Origin of the sequence: Paraburkholderia sp. 31.1 (genome assembly GCF_014397645.1) — a bacterium.
In the GTDB taxonomy this organism is placed as follows: Bacteria; Pseudomonadota; Gammaproteobacteria; order Burkholderiales; family Burkholderiaceae; genus Paraburkholderia; species Paraburkholderia tuberum.
Genome location: NZ_VZQN01000001.1, coordinates 222,821 through 237,982, shown reverse-complemented (window position 1 = coordinate 237,982; position 15,162 = coordinate 222,821). Strand labels below are relative to the sequence as shown.

Genomic DNA, 15,162 nt, shown 5'->3' with positions numbered 1-15,162 from the left:
GCTGGTGCCGGCGGCCGGCGCGCGACAGGGGGTTGCCCGATCTCCTGCCGGATAACGCCGAGTGGCGGTAACTTTTTATCTTGACGGAGGCAACATGGAATTCCAGATGCTGGAAACCGAAACGAGCGGCACGATCATCAAGGTCGTCGGAGTCGGTGGCGCTGGCGGCAATGCCGTTCAGCACATGATCAACAAAGGCGTGCAAGGCGTCGACTTCATCGTGATGAACACGGACGCGCAGGCGCTGTCGCGTTCGCGTGCCACCGCGGTGATCCAGCTCGGCAACACGGGTCTGGGCGCGGGCGCCAAGCCGGAAATGGGCCACGCCGCCGCTGAGGAAGCACGCGAGCGTATCGCCGACGCACTGCGCGGCGCGCACATGGTGTTCATCACCGCCGGCATGGGTGGCGGTACCGGCACGGGCGCGGCACCGGTCGTCGCGCAGATCGCGAAGGAAATGGGTATTTTGACCGTTGGCGTCGTCAGCAAGCCGTTCGAATTCGAAGGCGGCAAGCGTATGCGCGTGGCGGAAGCCGGTTCGCAGCAACTGGAGGATCACGTCGACTCGCTGATCGTCGTGCTGAACGACAAGCTGTTCGAGGTGATGGGCGACGACGCCGAAATGGACAAGTGCTTCCAGTGCGCTGACGACGTTCTGAACAACGCGGTCGCGGGCATTGCGGAAATCATCAACGTCGACGGTCTCGTCAACGTCGACTTCGAAGACGTGAAGACCGTGATGGGCGAGCAGGGCAAGGCGATGATGGGCACGGCGACGGTTGCCGGCGTCGATCGCGCGCGTCTTGCGGCCGAACAGGCCGTCGCGAGCCCGCTGCTGGAAGGCGTCGATCTGTCGGGCGCGCGTGGCGTGCTGGTCAACATCACGTCGAGCCGTTCGCTGCGTCTGTCGGAAACGCGCGAAGTGATGAACACGATCAAGAGCTATGCCGCGGAAGATGCCACGGTGATCTTCGGCGCCGTGTACGACGACGCGATGGGCGACGCGCTGCGCGTGACGGTCGTCGCGACGGGCCTCGGCCGCGCGGCGAAGAAGCAGCAATCTGCACCGATGACGCTGCTGCGCACCGGCACCGACAACCAGCCGATCGGCGCGATGGCGCATGCGGCGTACGCACCGGCGGCAGGCCACGCCAGCACGGCCGACTACGGCGCGCTCGATACGCCGGCAGTGTGGCGCACGTCGCGCGACACGGCGGCCTCGCACGTGCAGGCGCTGCAGGAAAAGGGCGTCGATACGTACGACATTCCGGCATTCCTGCGCAAGCAGGCGGACTGAGCGCACGGGCAGGCTTCGTTGCCGCGTTGCGAGTAAGGTCGCAGATGCAGCGCTGGCGGACGAACGCACGAGCGTGGCGGGTGAACGGCAAGCAGGTCGCTTATCGTCTGATTCGCGGCAGGGGCAACTGCCCTCTGCGGATTCGCGAAGCGGACGAAGTGACTGCCGCCGAACGGCGTTGGCTTATAGTTGAATGGGCCGAACCGAAATTCACTGCGACACGAGGACGTGCGAGCGTGCTTCGCATCGATGCAAAGGACTGAGCATGATCAAGGAAGGTGAAAAGCTGCCCGACGCGACGCTCTTCGAGTACGTCGAAGACGACCGGGCGGGCTGCACGATCGGACCGAACAGTTTCGACGTGCACGAGCAGACGGCGGGCAAGCGCGTGGTGATCTTCGGATTGCCCGGCGCGTTCACGCCGACCTGTTCGGCCAAACATGTACCGGGCTATGTCGAGCATGCCGAGCAGTTGCGCGCTGCCGGCATCGACGAAATCTGGTGCGTGTCCGTCAACGACGCGTTCGTCATGGGCGCGTGGGGACGCGATCAGCACACCTCGGGCAAGGTGCGCATGATGGCGGACGGTAGTGCGGCTTTCACACGGGCGCTTGGTCTGGAGCAGGATCTGTCGGCGCGCGGCATGGGGATCCGTTCCCTGCGCTACGCGATGGTGATCGACGACGGCGTGGTCAAGACGCTGAACGTCGAGGCTGCCGGCAAATTCGAAGTCAGCGATGCAGCGAGTATTCTCGCCACGTTGAGCTAGTTGCTGACGTCGCACCTTCGTCGCGACCCTGCGCTTATGCCGCGTGGCGTTACGGCAACGGTGATTACGACGCTTTTGTGACAGGCCGTTACGCGGGCCGATGACCGGAAACGCCTCCGTTCCGGGGCATCGGCCCGTCACGCTTTCCGTCGGGGAGCCCAGTGGGTAATGCAGCGAAACAGATTGTCACGTTCCCCGCAAAGACGCTGGTCTGGGGATTGGAGTATAATTCGCGCTATGAAATAAAAAATCCTGATTAGGATTTTCAATCGAACAGAATGCCACCATGTTGAAGCAGCGCACAATTAAATCGATCGTCAAGACTGTCGGCATCGGGCTGCACTCCGGCCGTAAAGTCAATCTGACGCTCCGCCCGGCGGCGCCGGGCACTGGCATCGTGTTTTCGCGCGTGGATTTGCCCTCGCCGGTGGACATTCCTGCGTCGGCGCTGGCGATTGGCGATACGCGTCTGGCTTCCGTGTTGCAGAAAGACGGCGCGCGCGTGTCGACCATCGAGCATCTGATGTCCGCCTGCGCCGGTCTTGGCATCGACAATCTTTACGTCGACGTCACCGCCGAGGAAATCCCGATCATGGACGGCAGCGCGGGTTCGTTCGTGTTCCTGATCCAGTCGGCGGGTATCGAAGAGCAGAACGCGCCGAAGAAATTCATCAAGGTCACGAAGCCGGTCGAAATCCGTGACGGCGACAAGTTCGCGCGCCTCGATCCGTACTTCGGTTTCAAGCTCAAATTCACGATCGACTTCCGTCACCCGGCCGTGGACAAAACCGGTCAGGCGTTGGAAGTGGATTTCGCCAACACGTCGTACGTGCGCGAAATCGCGCGTGCCCGCACGTTCGGCTTCGCGCATGAAGTGGAAATGATGCGTGAACTCGGCCTCGCGCGCGGCGGCAGCATGGACAACGCGATCGTGCTCGACGAGTACCGCATCCTGAACAACGACGGCTTGCGTTACGACGACGAGTTCGTCAAGCACAAAATGCTCGACGCCATCGGCGACCTGTACGTGGTCGGCCACCCGCTGCTCGCGTCGTACACCGCGTACAAGTCGGGCCACGGTCTGAACAACGCGTTGCTGCGTGAACTGCTCGCGCACGAAGACTCGTACGAAATCGTCACTTTCGACGACACGCAGAAGGCCCCGCGCGGCTTCGCGTACGAGACGCAGACTGCGTTCGCATAAAGCCAGCGTAACAGGCAAGCAAATGAAAAACGGCCCCTCGGGGCCGTTTTTTTTCGTCGAGCGTTCAGCGATTGCGCCGATGCCTCGCGGCCATGCGCGCGAGCGCCTCCTGCAACGGCGAAGGCTCGAGCGATTCGCTCAACGCCTGCAGTGCGGCGGCGCCCGCCGGCGTCATGCGCGCCTGTTTTACGGGCGGCGGTTCTTTCAGCGGCTGCGGCCGCACGCGAATCTTCAGCGACTGCACGGGCCAGCCGCGCTGTTGCAAATCCGCCAGCAGCCGCGGCTCCAGATGCCGCAGACGTGCCGCGAGCGCGTTGTGCGCGGCGAACAGGGCCAGCACGCCCTCCTTGATGAAGCCAGGCTCGACGCTCGTCGCCAGATAATCGGGCAGCAGCTCGCGCAGATCCTTCTCGAGCGCGGCGATCTGCTCGACGCCTGCGCGCAGCGCAGCGAACGCGTCCGTGCGGCCGAGTACCTCGGCAAGCGGTTGCGGACGGCGCCGATCGAACTGCTTCGGCGGCCTTGAAAAGGACGAAAAACGGCTCATGTTTGGGATTGACGACGTGAGCTCGCCCCATGCGCGCTCACGCCGCGATTGTACCGCGCGGGCAGCTTGCGAAGTCGGTCCGCGCCGCGCCGGAGGTTGCCGGGCGGGGCTGGCGGAGGCCGGCGCCGTCACGCCTGCGACACGAGCGCGGCCGGAGGCGCGTGCTAAAATGCTCGATTCGAATTTACTCTTGGACTAAGCCGCCGAGGACTTTCCGACCCAGGCGCGGTATGCGCATAGTGCATACCGCGAGCCAGCCGAAGCCGCGACGCAGACACCGATCCGATGACCACCGGTTTTCTACAGAAGATTTTTGGCAGCCGTAATCAGCGGCTAGTCAAGCAATATCAAAAGACCGTCGCGGCGATCAATGCGCTCGAGTCGCAGATCGAGCAATTGACGGATGACCAACTGCGCGCCAAAACGGGTGAATTCCGCCAGCGCGTCGCGAGCGGCGAATCGCTCGACAAGATCCTGCCGGAAGCGTTCGCGGTCTGCCGCGAGGCCAGCAAGCGGGTGCTGAAGATGCGCCACTTCGACGTGCAGCTGATCGGCGGTATGGCGCTGCACTACGGCAAGATCAGCGAAATGCGCACCGGCGAGGGCAAGACGCTCGTCGCGACGCTGCCGGTCTACCTGAACGCGCTGTCGGGCCGCGGCGTCCACGTGGTCACGGTCAACGACTACCTCGCGCAGCGCGACGCCGAATGGATGGCGCGTCTCTACAACTTCCTCGGTCTGTCGGTCGGTATCAACCTGTCGCAGATGGAGCACACGGCGAAGCAGCAAGCCTACGCCGCCGACATCACCTACGGCACCAACAACGAATTCGGCTTCGACTACCTGCGCGACAACATGGTCTACGAGACCGACGCGCGCGTGCAGCGTAGCCTGAACTTCGCGGTCGTCGACGAGGTGGACTCGATCCTGATCGACGAAGCGCGTACGCCGCTGATCATCTCCGGCCAGGCCGAAGATCACACCGAACTCTACGTGCGCATGAACGCGTTGCCGCCGCTGCTCGAGCGCCAGATCGGCGAAGAGAAGGCGGACGGCACCGGCGTCGAGAAGCCGGGCGACTACACGCTGGACGAAAAAGGCCGTCAGGTCTTCCTGACCGAGTCGGGCCACGAAAAGGCCGAGCGCCTGCTCTCCGAGTGGGGCCTGATCGGCGACGGCGAAAGCCTGTACGCGCCGCAGAACATCACGCTGATGCACCACGTGTACGCGGCGTTGCGCGCGCACACGCTGTTCTTCAAGGATCAGCACTACGTCGTGCAGAACGGCGAAGTGATCATCGTCGACGAATTTACCGGCCGTCTGATGGCCGGCCGCCGTTGGTCTGACGGTCTGCACCAGGCGGTCGAGGCGAAGGAACACGTGAAGATCCAGAGCGAGAACCAGACGCTCGCATCGATCACGTTCCAGAACTACTTCCGCATGTACGCGAAGCTGGCCGGCATGACCGGCACGGCCGACACCGAAGCGTACGAATTCAACGAGATCTACGGTCTCGAAACGGTCGTGATCCCGACCAACCGTCCGCCGAAGCGGATCGACAAGCAGGATCAGATCTACAAGACCGCGAAGGAACGCTACGACGCGGTGATCCGCGACATTCGCGAGTGCTTCGAACGAGGTCAGCCGGTGCTGGTTGGCACGACGTCGATCGAGAACTCGGAGCTGCTGTCGCATCTGCTGAAGCAGGTCAGCTTGCCGCACGAAGTGCTGAACGCGAAGCAGCACGCGCGCGAAGCGGAGATCGTCGCCGAAGCGGGCCGTCCGCAGCGCGTCACGATCGCGACCAACATGGCCGGCCGTGGTACGGACATCGTGCTCGGCGGCAACGCGGAGAAGCAGGCGTCGTTCATCGAGCAGGACGAAACGCTCGCCGCCGACGAAAAGCAGCGCCGCATCCAGAAGCTGCACGACGAATGGCAGACGCTGCACGATCAGGTGAAGGCCGCAGGCGGTCTGCACATCATCGGCACCGAGCGTCACGAGTCGCGCCGGATCGACAACCAGCTGCGCGGCCGTGCGGGCCGTCAGGGCGACCCGGGTTCGTCGCGCTTCTATCTGTCGCTGGAAGATCCGCTGCTGCGCATTTTCGCGGGCGACCGCGTGCGCGCGATCATGGACCGCCTGAAGATGCCGGAAGGCGAGGCGATCGAAGCAGGCATCGTGTCGCGCTCGATTGAATCGGCGCAACGCAAGGTCGAGGCGCGCAACTTCGATATTCGTAAGCAATTGCTCGAATACGACGACGTATCGAACGACCAGCGCAAGGTGATCTACCAGCAGCGCAACGAACTGCTCGAAGCGAACGACATCACCGAGACCATCAGCGCGATGCGCCACGGCGTGGTCGGCGACATCGTGCATCAGTTCGTGCCGGTGGGCAGCATCGAAGAGCAGTGGGACGTGCCCGAGCTCGAGGAAGTGCTGCGCAACGAATGGCAGCTCGACCTCGCGATTCAGGAAATGATCAACGAGTCGAACTCGATCAGCGCGGAAGAGATTCTCGAAGCGGTCGAGGCTGCCGCGGACGAAGGGTACGAGGCGAAGGTCCAGCTGGTCGGCCGCGAATCGTTCAGCGCGTTCGAGCGCTCGATCATGCTGCAGACGCTCGACCGCGCGTGGCGCGAGCATCTGGCCGCGCTCGACCATCTGCGTCAGGGCATCCATCTGCGCGGCTATGCGCAGAAGAACCCGAAGCAGGAATACAAGCGCGAGGCGTTCGAACTGTTCGCCGCGATGCTCGACGCCGTGAAGCTCGAAGTCACGCGCATCGTGATGAACGTGCAGATCCAGTCGCCGGAGCAGCTCGAAGCGGCCGCGGAGCAGATGGAAGAGCAGGGCGGTCATCTGGAGAACGTCGAGTTCCGTCATGCCGAGTTCGCGGAAGCCGGCGCCGCCGCGCCGGTCGCGGCCGAAGCGGCCACCGCCGCGATGATCGGCGACGCGATGAGCCACGGCCACGGCGCAGCGCCGCAGGCGGCCGTGCACATGAATGCCGACAACGTGCCGAAGGTCGGCCGCAACGACCCGTGCCCGTGCGGCAGCGGCAAGAAGTACAAGCAGTGCCACGGCAAGATCGCCTGATGGCGATGCGGCGCGCTTCCGGGCGCGCCGTGTCGTTTTTAAGCGCCGTTTGGCCGTTTTGATTTCGCGGGTGACCCGGCAACACACCCGGGTCATCAGTTCCGTTTCCCCGATGCCGGCGTCCGCCGGCATTTTCTTCGACAGGTCGCGACCATGGCTGTCAACTTTCCCTCGATCGATCCCGCTCAACTCCACCCCGTCGCCGGCGTCACGCTAGGCTGGGCGGAAGCGAATATCCGCAAACCGAACCGCAAGGACGTGCTCGTCATTTCCGTCGACGAAGGCGCGACGGTAGGCGGCGTGTTCACGCAGAACCGCTTCTGCGCGGCGCCCGTCACGGTCTGCCGCGAGAACCTGCAGCGCGTGCGCGCCGGCGGCAAGCCGATTCGCGCGCTGGTGATCAACACCGGCAACGCGAACGCGGGCACCGGTGAGCCGGGCCTCGCCGCGACGCGCGAAACCTGCGCGGAACTCGCGCGTCTCGCCGACATCGTGCCCGAGCAGGTGCTGCCGTTCTCGACGGGCGTGATTCTCGAACCGCTGCCGGTCGATCGTCTGAAGGCGGGCTTGCCGGCCGCGCTCGCGAACCGCAAGGAAGCGAACTGGTACGACGCGGCGCAGTCGATCATGACGACCGACACGCTGCCGAAGGCGAGCTCGCGTCAGGTCACGATCGACGGTCACACGGTCACGCTGACCGGCATTAGCAAGGGCGCCGGCATGATCAAGCCGAACATGGCGACCATGCTCGGCTTCCTCGCGTTCGACGCAGCCGTCGCGCAGCCGGTCCTCGACGAGCTCGTGAAGCACGTCGCGGATCGCTCGTTCAACTGCATCACGATCGATGGCGATACGTCGACCAACGATTCGTTCATCCTGATCGCGTCGGGCAAATCGAGCCTGCCCGCGATCACGTCCACCGATTCGCCCGCTTATGCAGCGCTGCGCGACGCGGTGACCGAGGTCGCGCAGAACCTCGCGCAACTGATCGTGCGCGACGGCGAGGGCGCGACCAAATTCATGACCGTGCATGTCGAAGGCGGCTCGAGCGTCGGCGAATGCCGCCAGATCGCCTACGCGATCGGCCACTCGCCGCTCGTCAAGACGGCCTTCTATGCATCGGACCCGAACCTCGGCCGTATTCTCGCGGCCATCGGCTATGCCGGCGTTGACGATCTCGACGTCGGCAAGATCGATCTGTATCTGGACGACGTGCTGGTCGCGACTGCCGGCGGCCGCAACCCGGCCTACCGCGAAGAAGACGGCCAGCGCGTGATGAAAAAAAGCGAGATCGGCATTCGCGTCGTGCTCGGCCGCGGTAATGCGCAAGCCACGATCTGGACCTGCGATCTGTCGCACGACTACGTGAGCATCAACGCCGACTACCGCTCGTAATCAGCTTCAAAGCGCGGCCACGGGCCGCCTACTCACCATGGACAAACTCGAACAGTTTCTGAACCGGGCCGAAGCCGTGCTCGGCCGCCTGGAAGCGATGCTTCCGCCCGCCGCGCCGGACATCGACTGGTCGGCCGCGGTCGCTTTCCGCTGGCGCAAGCGCCAGGGTCGCGGCTACTTGCAGCCGGTGCATGCCATTTCGTCGATCACGCTCGACGACCTGCAGAACATCGATCGCCAGAAGGGGTTGATCGAACAGAACACGCGCCAGTTCGTGCGCGGTCAGCCGGCCAACAACGTGCTGCTGACGGGCGCGCGCGGTACCGGCAAGTCGTCGCTGATCAAGGCGTGCCTGAACGCGTATGCGAAAGACGGCCTGCGCCTGATCGAAGTGGACAAGGACGATCTGCACGACCTCGGCGACATCGTCGATCTGATCGCGAAGCGGCCGGAGCGCTTCGTCGTGTTCTGCGACGACCTGTCGTTCGAAGAAGGCGAGTCGGGCTACAAGGCGCTGAAGGTCGCGCTCGACGGCTCGGTGGCCGCGCAGTCCGACAACGTACTGATCTATGCGACGTCGAACCGCCGCCATCTGCTGCCCGAGTACATGAGCGACAACGAGACGTACAAGCACACTTCGGACGGCGAGATTCATCCGGGTGAACTGGTCGAAGAGAAGATTTCGCTGTCCGAGCGTTTCGGGCTGTGGGTCAGCTTCTATCCGTTCAAGCAGGACGACTACCTGACGATCATCGCGCACTGGCTGCGCCATTTCGGTTGCGACGACGCCGAGATTGAATCGGCGCGCGGCGATGCGCTCGTGTGGGCGCTCGAACGTGGCTCGCGCTCGGGACGGGTCGCATGGCAGTTCGCGCGCGACTGGTCCGGTCGTAAGACGCCGGCATGAGCGACGCTAACAAAAGCGCCGGCCATAGCGTCGGCGCCAACGGCGCGGGCCGTCCGGTCACCGAAGTCGCGGTTGGCGTGCTGGTGCAGCCGGATGGGCGCTATCTGCTCGCGCAGCGTCCGACGGGCAAGCCGTACGAGGGCTACTGGGAGTTTCCGGGCGGCAAGCTCGAAGCGGGCGAATCGGTCGAGGCCGCGCTCGCGCGCGAACTGCACGAGGAGCTGGGAATCGAGGTCGAGGCGAGCCATCTGTGGCATACGCTCGAACACGATTATCCGCACGCCTATGTGCGCCTCTTCTTCTGCAAGGTGACACAGTGGTCGGGCGAGCCGCACGGGCGTGAAGGCCAGGCCTTCGTCTGGCAGAGCTTGCCTGCGGATGTCTCGCCGTTGCTGCCGGCCACGATCCCGGTGCTGGAGTGGCTCGCGGCTGAGAAGAAGTGATTGATTGAAGGCAGTGACTGAAAAAGCCACGCGGTAGCGGGCGCTGTATCGGCAGCGCCGGTTCGCGTGGCTTTTTTACTGACTCGCTCAGTGCGGGTTGTAGTCGCCGCGCGGCGTTTCCTCTTCGGACGAAGATCCTTCCTGTTCGTTGCCGCCAATCCTGTATTTTTCGGCGGCCCATGCGCCCAGATCGATCTGTTTGCAGCGCTCGGAGCAGAACGGACGGAAGCGGCTCTCGGAGGTCCAGCGGACATCTTTACCGCAGGTAGGACATTTGACGACGGTAGGCATACGGTCGGACGGTCAATCGCAAACGGAACAAGTAACGAATATAGGGCTATTTCGCGCCGGTTCAAAGGCGCGTTCGGTCAAATCCGGTGTGCGCTGCTCAATGCGGCGGTGATTGACAGGCGATTACAGGCTGCAGAGCGTGAGTTGGAACGGCACGTCGACGTCGACCGCGCGCGGCCGCAGATCGCCGTCCTGCACCGTAAAGCGCACCCACAGCATGTACTTGTTGGCGCTCGCTTCGGGAATCACGCGCAATTCGGGCGCGACGCGAACCTGCATCAATTGATACGAGCGGCCCGACAGCATTTGCTGATAGCTGCCTTGCATCGCCATCACCTTCGACGCCTGGCCCGACTCACGCGCGAGCCGCAGCACGATGGTGGCCGCGTCGCGCAGCGGCAAAAGCGGTGTCACCCACTTGGCGATGTCCTGGCGACGCTGATCGGGATGCAACTGTTGCCACGCGTAATACGAGGGCAGGTCGAATTTGCAGGTACCACCGGGGATGATTGCGCGGCTGCGAATGCTCGCGAGCCACTCGTTGTCTGCAAGATGCTGGCCGGTCTTGCCTTGCATCTGCGTGAGCCCCGCAAGCGTCTGCTCGATTTCGCCGAGCACCGCTTCGAGCGCGTTCTGCTCGATGCCCGGATTGCCGCGAAATGGCGCGAGCGTTTGCCGCTGCCGCTCGAGCTCTTTCATCAGATCCGATTTCAGATCCGCGCGGCCCGCCACTTCGGAGATTTCGAACAGCGTTGTCAGTGCGACGTGATGTTCCCGCGCGTCTTCCTGAGTCAGAAAGAACGTGAAGCGCTCGAACAGATCTTCGAGCCGCAACAGCGTCCGGATTCGCTCATTGAAGGGGTACTCGTAAAGGATCAAGCGGGCTCGCCTCGGGCGTGGTCGGTGACAGGAATGCAAAACATTCTAATGCCGTGGGACTACCCAGGCAATCACGCACTTTTTCTGCGCGCTTTCGCAACTTTTTTGTGAGTTCCCGGTGTTATGAGCGCTTCGGCTCCCGCGTGCGCGCAAAGTTCAATGTGCCGGTGACGACGCGTCTGCGCGCGCTACAACTCGGCATCGCCCTTCGCCAGCGACAGATAGGCTTGATGGTGAGCGTCCACCTGCGCCTCGAGTTCTTCGAGCGGCGCATTGTCATTGACGATCACGTCGTCGGCGGCGGCGAGCCGCGCTTCGCGCGTGGCCTGGCGCGCAATGATTGCGAGCACCTGCTCACGGCTGAAGCCGTTGCGGCTCACCACACGCGCGATCTGCGTGTCGACGCTGCAATCGACGGTGAGCACGCGATTCACGCGGTTCTTCCAGGTCCCGGACTCGACCAGCAAGGGCACCACGACGATCACATACGGTCCTTTCGCTGCGCGCTCTTCGCGCTCGGTTTCCGCGCGAATCAGCGGATGCGTGATGCCTTCGAGACGTTTGCGCGCGGTCTCGTCGCTGAACACGAGCGTGCGCATGCGCGCGCGATCGAGGGAGCCGTCGGCGGCGACGAATTGCGCGCCGAATGCGGCGGCGATGTGCGGCATTGCGAGGCCATGCGGCGCGGTGATGCGATGCGCGATCACGTCCGTGTCGACGAGCGGCACGCCGCGCGCGGCGAACAGATCGGCCACCGTCGATTTGCCGCTGCCGATGCCGCCAGTGAGTCCTACAACGAACATGGTTCAGCCCCCCAGAGCCAGATAAAGCGGCGTGCCGGCGAACAGCGTCAACACACCGCCCGCCGCGAGAAACGGCCCGAACGGCAGCGGCTCCTCGAAGCGCATTCGGCCGCGCCACGTCGCCGCGAGGCCGATCACGGCACCGGCCACCGCGGCGACCAGCACGATCTGCGGCAGCGCGGGCCAGCCGAGCCACGCGCCGAGCGCGGCGAGCAGCTTGAAGTCTCCATAGCCCATGCCTTCGATACCACGCACGAGCTTGAACGCCCAATGCACGGCCCACAACGCCAGATATCCGAAGATAGCGCCGAGCACCGCATCATGCAGATTCGTGAACATGCCGTTGAAATTGACGATCAGGCCGGCCCACAACAGCGGCAGCGTCAAGGAGTCGGGCAGCAAATGCGTGTCGACGTCGATCGCGCTCATCGCGAGCAACGTCGCGCACAGGCCGAACGCGGCGAGTGCCATCAGCGTCGGGCCGAACGCTATCAGTGCGCCTGCCGCGAAAGCGGCGCTCGCGATTTCGAGCAGCGGATAGCGTGCGCTGATATGCGTGCCGCACGCGGAACAACGGCCGCGTAACAGCAGGTAGCTCAGCACCGGCAAGTTTTCCCACGCGCTCAGCACATGGCCGCAATGCGGGCACGCGCTGCGCGGCACCCACAGGTTGTAGCGCGCGGGCAGTCCGTGGTCGGGCGGCGGCACGTCGGTGGTCTCGCTGATTTCGGCGCGCCATGCACGCTCGAGCATGATCGGCAATCGATGCACGACCACGTTCAGGAAGCTGCCAATCACGAGGCCAAGCACGATCGCGAATGCGATCTGCACGCCGGCGGGCAGGCTCGCGAGCGCGAGGCCGATATCGCTGGCAAAGCGGCCCGGCAGTAAGCCCGCGAGCAGGCTGGAGGAAGTTTGTGACACGAGCGGAAGAGGAGCCTGCATGGTGACGAAGTGGATTCGGCTGCGATGCTACACCACGTTGCCGAGTTGAATAATGGGAAGATACATCGCGATGACGAGGCCGCCGACCAGGGTGCCGAGCACGACGATCACGAGCGGTTCACACAGGCTCGATAGCGTGCCGATCCTGTCGTCGACCTGGCGATCCGCAAGCGACGCGACATCGAGCAGCATGCTGTCGAGCGCGCCGGATTCCTCCGCGACCGCAACGGGCTGCACGACTTCGGGAGGAAAGCAGCGGGCCGCGAGCATAGCCGCGGCGAGCCGTTCGCCGCGCCGCAATCTGATGGCGATGCTTGCCGTCGCGCGATCGAAGAAGGCATTGCCGGTCGCCTGAGTGAGCGAATCGAATGCGTCGGCGAGCGGCGTGCCGGCGGACAGCAAGGTGCCAAGCGCGCGACTCCAGCGCGCCGCGCACAGCGTGCGCAGCAGCGGGCCGGCCACCGGCAGGTCGAGCGACAGGCGCGCGAAGCGGATGCGCGCCCCTACCGAACGACGCAGCACGAGCGTGATGGCCGAGCTCATTGCGAGCATCAGTATGAACAGCGGCACACTCCAGCGCGCGGCGGCCGCCGAGAGCGCCAGCACGAACTGCGTCGGCGCGGGCAGCTTCGCGCCGAAGCCATCGAAGATCTGCTTGAACGTCGGCACGACCCACACCAGCAATGCGGCAGTTATCGCGAGCGCGAGCAGCAGGATCGCGGCTGGATAGGTGAGAGCCGCGCGCACCTTGGCGCGCTGCGCAGCGGCGCGTTCGCGATCGTCGGCGAGGCGGGCGAGCACGGTGACGAGCGCGCCCGCCGCTTCGCCCACCTCGACGAGCTGGCAATACAGCGCATTGAACTGCGCCGGGTGCCGCTGCAAGGCCGCCGAAAACCGCAGGCCGGCGGTGATGTCGCGCGCGATAGTGCCGACGATGCGCGGCATGCCTTGCCGCTGACCCGACGTCGACGCCTGCGCGAGTAGTTCGAGCGCGGGCGCGAGCGCCAAACCGGCGCGCAACAGACTGGACAGTTGTCGCGTGAACAGCGTGACAGCGGCCGCGCTCGTCTTCGGGCGTGGCGCCGGCCCTTGCGTTGCGAGTTCGACGATAAAGAGGTTGTCGCGTTTGAGCATCGTGCGTGCGGCGCTCGCGTCGGGCGCGATCAGCGTGCCGCTTTGGCGCGTGCCGTCCGCGTCGACGCCGCGCCATCTGAAGCGTAGGTCGGCTGAGACGGACCGGGTTGGTGACAGCGCGGCGGTACTCATGCGACCTCCGTCGCGGCGAGTGCTTCGGCGAGACTCGTGGTGCCGTCGCGCACGCGCGCAAGCGCCGCGTCGCGTAACGTCGCGACCTGTTCCATCTGCGCGAGGCGGGCCAGCTCGTGCGCGCCCGCGCTTGCGACGATCTGCTCACGCATCGCGTCAGAGACGGGCATCACCTGATGAATGCCGACGCGCCCCCGATAGCCGATGCCATGACAAACCGCGCAGCCGGTCGCCGCATACGGTTGCCAGCCGTCGAGCTCATGTTCGCCAAAGCCCGCGGCGTGGAGTGCCGCCGGCGAATGCGGCGCGGGCGCGCGGCATGCGACGCACAGTCGCCGCACCAGCCGCTGCGCGGTCACCATGCGCAGCGCGGCGGCAAGGTTGTACGGCTCGACACCGATGTCGATGAGCCGCGCGATGGCCGCGGGCGCGTCGTTCGTATGCAGCGTGGACAGCACGAGGTGACCGGTTTGGGCGGCCTTCACTGCAACGTCGGCGGTTTCGTTGTCGCGGATTTCGCCAACCATGATCACGTCCGGGTCCTGACGCAGAAAAGCCCGCAGCGCGACCGCGAAAGTCAGTCCGGCTTTTTCGCGCACGCTGACCTGGTTGATGCCGGCCAGCTGGATCTCGGCAGGGTCTTCTACCGAGCAGAGGTTGCGTGCCTCGCCGTTCAGCAGGTTCAGGAAGCAGTACAGCGATAGTGTCTTGCCGCTGCCCGTCGGTCCGGTGACGAGCATCAGACCGTGCGGCGCGCGGATCGCGGCGTCGACGGCTTCGCGCTGCCGCGGATCGAGGCCGAGCGAATCGAGCGAAAGATCGGCGGGCAACGCGTCGAGCCGTCGTAGCACGAGCTTTTCGCCGAACAGTGTCGGCAGCGAATTGACGCGGTAATCCTCGAGCCGCCCTGGCGACGTCGCGAGGCGTAGCCGGCCGTCCTGCGGCACGCGTCGCTCGGCGATGTCCATGCGCGCGAGCACTTTCACACGCGTGACGAACGCGTCGCGCAGATGGGCGGGCGGCCGCGGGATTTCATGCAGCACGCCGTCGATACGCAGGCGCACACGCCAGCCATGCTCGGCCGGCTCGATGTGGATATCCGACGCATTGCGCCGCGTCGCTTCGTGCAACGTGTCGGTCAACAGACGCACGGCTGGGGCGTTGTCGGGATCGTTCAGACTCGTTGCGCTGGATTCGCCGTCGACAGCGAGTGGGCGCGGCAATGCCGCGGCGGTGGCAAAAGGTGTTTGCATGAGAGACCGGTGATGAGCCGCCTGTAGAACATGACGGCTTCATCTTCCGGTTGCGGGCGTC

The 15,162-nt window shown here is 64.6% G+C and carries 14 protein-coding genes; 7 read left to right on the top strand and 7 right to left on the bottom strand.

Annotation, left to right across the window (positions count from 1 at the left end):
• The first annotated feature begins 94 nt into the window (after positions 1–94).
• The 3 genes from ftsZ (at position 95) to lpxC (ending at position 3,270) form a co-directional block, all read left to right on the top strand.
• Positions 95–1,297 carry a cell division protein FtsZ gene (ftsZ, locus tag F6X37_RS01125; protein WP_184058571.1) on the top strand — a complete coding sequence of 401 codons (1,203 nt, stop codon included), beginning with the start codon at positions 95–97 and terminating at the stop codon, positions 1,295–1,297.
• A gap of 265 nt (positions 1,298–1,562) precedes the next feature.
• Positions 1,563–2,066: a peroxiredoxin gene (locus tag F6X37_RS01120; RefSeq protein ID WP_090801956.1), complete on the top strand. Its 504-nt coding sequence runs from the start codon at positions 1,563–1,565 to the stop codon at positions 2,064–2,066.
• A gap of 286 nt (positions 2,067–2,352) precedes the next feature.
• Positions 2,353–3,270 carry a UDP-3-O-acyl-N-acetylglucosamine deacetylase gene (gene lpxC / locus F6X37_RS01115; RefSeq protein ID WP_187610015.1) on the top strand — a complete coding sequence of 306 codons (918 nt, stop codon included), beginning with the start codon at positions 2,353–2,355 and terminating at the stop codon, positions 3,268–3,270.
• 64 nt (positions 3,271–3,334) lie between these two features.
• Here the strand turns inward: lpxC and F6X37_RS01110 are convergent, their stop codons facing one another.
• Positions 3,335–3,817, bottom strand: a complete 483-nt coding sequence (locus F6X37_RS01110) for a DciA family protein (RefSeq protein ID WP_187610014.1) — start codon at positions 3,815–3,817, stop codon at positions 3,335–3,337.
• A gap of 285 nt (positions 3,818–4,102) precedes the next feature.
• On the opposite strand from F6X37_RS01110, the gene secA reads away from it, so the two are divergent.
• The 4 genes from secA (at position 4,103) to F6X37_RS01090 (ending at position 9,664) form a co-directional block, all read left to right on the top strand.
• Positions 4,103–6,919 carry a preprotein translocase subunit SecA gene (secA, locus tag F6X37_RS01105; RefSeq protein WP_187610013.1) on the top strand — a complete coding sequence of 939 codons (2,817 nt, stop codon included), beginning with the start codon at positions 4,103–4,105 and terminating at the stop codon, positions 6,917–6,919.
• Positions 6,920–7,072: 153 nt separating this feature from the next.
• A complete protein-coding gene (argJ, locus tag F6X37_RS01100; RefSeq protein ID WP_090801950.1) occupies positions 7,073–8,314 on the top strand; it encodes a bifunctional glutamate N-acetyltransferase/amino-acid acetyltransferase ArgJ in 1,242 nt (413 codons plus the stop codon).
• Positions 8,315–8,351: 37 nt separating this feature from the next.
• Positions 8,352–9,221 carry an ATP-binding protein gene (locus tag F6X37_RS01095; RefSeq protein WP_187610012.1) on the top strand — a complete coding sequence of 290 codons (870 nt, stop codon included), beginning with the start codon at positions 8,352–8,354 and terminating at the stop codon, positions 9,219–9,221.
• Positions 9,218–9,664, top strand: coding sequence for an NUDIX domain-containing protein (locus F6X37_RS01090; RefSeq protein ID WP_187610011.1), 447 nt, complete (start codon positions 9,218–9,220; stop codon positions 9,662–9,664). Before F6X37_RS01095 ends, F6X37_RS01090 begins: the two co-directional genes overlap by 4 nt.
• An 87-nt stretch (positions 9,665–9,751) precedes the next feature.
• Here the strand turns inward: F6X37_RS01090 and yacG are convergent, their stop codons facing one another.
• The 6 genes from yacG to F6X37_RS01060 form a co-directional block, all read right to left on the bottom strand.
• Positions 9,752–9,955, bottom strand: coding sequence for a DNA gyrase inhibitor YacG (yacG, locus tag F6X37_RS01085; RefSeq protein ID WP_090801947.1), 204 nt, complete (start codon positions 9,953–9,955; stop codon positions 9,752–9,754).
• A 123-nt stretch (positions 9,956–10,078) separates the two neighbouring features.
• On the bottom strand, positions 10,079–10,834 hold the full coding sequence (gene zapD, locus F6X37_RS01080) for a cell division protein ZapD (protein WP_008921182.1): 756 nt from the start codon (positions 10,832–10,834) through the stop codon (positions 10,079–10,081).
• A gap of 188 nt (positions 10,835–11,022) precedes the next feature.
• Entirely contained in the window at positions 11,023–11,637 is a 615-nt protein-coding gene (gene coaE, locus F6X37_RS01075) for a dephospho-CoA kinase (RefSeq protein ID WP_187610010.1), read from the bottom strand.
• 3 nt (positions 11,638–11,640) lie between these two features.
• The gene (locus F6X37_RS01070; RefSeq protein ID WP_184058556.1) at positions 11,641–12,582 is read right to left on the bottom strand and encodes a prepilin peptidase; all 942 of its coding nucleotides are present in this window, start codon (positions 12,580–12,582) and stop codon (positions 11,641–11,643) included.
• Positions 12,583–12,609: 27 nt separating this feature from the next.
• On the bottom strand, positions 12,610–13,848 hold the full coding sequence (locus tag F6X37_RS01065; RefSeq protein ID WP_187610009.1) for a type II secretion system F family protein: 1,239 nt from the start codon (positions 13,846–13,848) through the stop codon (positions 12,610–12,612).
• Positions 13,845–15,101 carry a GspE/PulE family protein gene (locus tag F6X37_RS01060; protein WP_184051022.1) on the bottom strand — a complete coding sequence of 419 codons (1,257 nt, stop codon included), beginning with the start codon at positions 15,099–15,101 and terminating at the stop codon, positions 13,845–13,847. Before F6X37_RS01060 ends, F6X37_RS01065 begins: the two co-directional genes overlap by 4 nt.
• Between the last annotated feature and the right edge of the window lie 61 nt (positions 15,102–15,162).

What these genes read in the sequence shown, in the direction of transcription:
- ftsZ (WP_184058571.1), top strand. Translation starts at nt 95, where the DNA reads ATGGAATTCCAGATGCTGGAAACCGAAACGAGCGGCACGATCATCAAG.
- F6X37_RS01120 (WP_090801956.1), top strand. Translation starts at nt 1,563, where the DNA reads ATGATCAAGGAAGGTGAAAAGCTGCCCGACGCGACGCTCTTCGAGTAC.
- lpxC (WP_187610015.1), top strand. Translation starts at nt 2,353, where the DNA reads ATGTTGAAGCAGCGCACAATTAAATCGATCGTCAAGACTGTCGGCATC.
- F6X37_RS01110 (WP_187610014.1), bottom strand. Translation starts at nt 3,817, where the DNA reads ATGAGCCGTTTTTCGTCCTTTTCAAGGCCGCCGAAGCAGTTCGATCGG.
- secA (WP_187610013.1), top strand. Translation starts at nt 4,103, where the DNA reads ATGACCACCGGTTTTCTACAGAAGATTTTTGGCAGCCGTAATCAGCGG.
- argJ (WP_090801950.1), top strand. Translation starts at nt 7,073, where the DNA reads ATGGCTGTCAACTTTCCCTCGATCGATCCCGCTCAACTCCACCCCGTC.
- F6X37_RS01095 (WP_187610012.1), top strand. Translation starts at nt 8,352, where the DNA reads ATGGACAAACTCGAACAGTTTCTGAACCGGGCCGAAGCCGTGCTCGGC.
- F6X37_RS01090 (WP_187610011.1), top strand. Translation starts at nt 9,218, where the DNA reads ATGAGCGACGCTAACAAAAGCGCCGGCCATAGCGTCGGCGCCAACGGC.
- yacG (WP_090801947.1), bottom strand. Translation starts at nt 9,955, where the DNA reads ATGCCTACCGTCGTCAAATGTCCTACCTGCGGTAAAGATGTCCGCTGG.
- coaE (WP_187610010.1), bottom strand. Translation starts at nt 11,637, where the DNA reads ATGTTCGTTGTAGGACTCACTGGCGGCATCGGCAGCGGCAAATCGACG.
- F6X37_RS01070 (WP_184058556.1), bottom strand. Translation starts at nt 12,582, where the DNA reads ATGCAGGCTCCTCTTCCGCTCGTGTCACAAACTTCCTCCAGCCTGCTC.
- F6X37_RS01065 (WP_187610009.1), bottom strand. Translation starts at nt 13,848, where the DNA reads ATGAGTACCGCCGCGCTGTCACCAACCCGGTCCGTCTCAGCCGACCTA.
- F6X37_RS01060 (WP_184051022.1), bottom strand. Translation starts at nt 15,101, where the DNA reads ATGCAAACACCTTTTGCCACCGCCGCGGCATTGCCGCGCCCACTCGCT.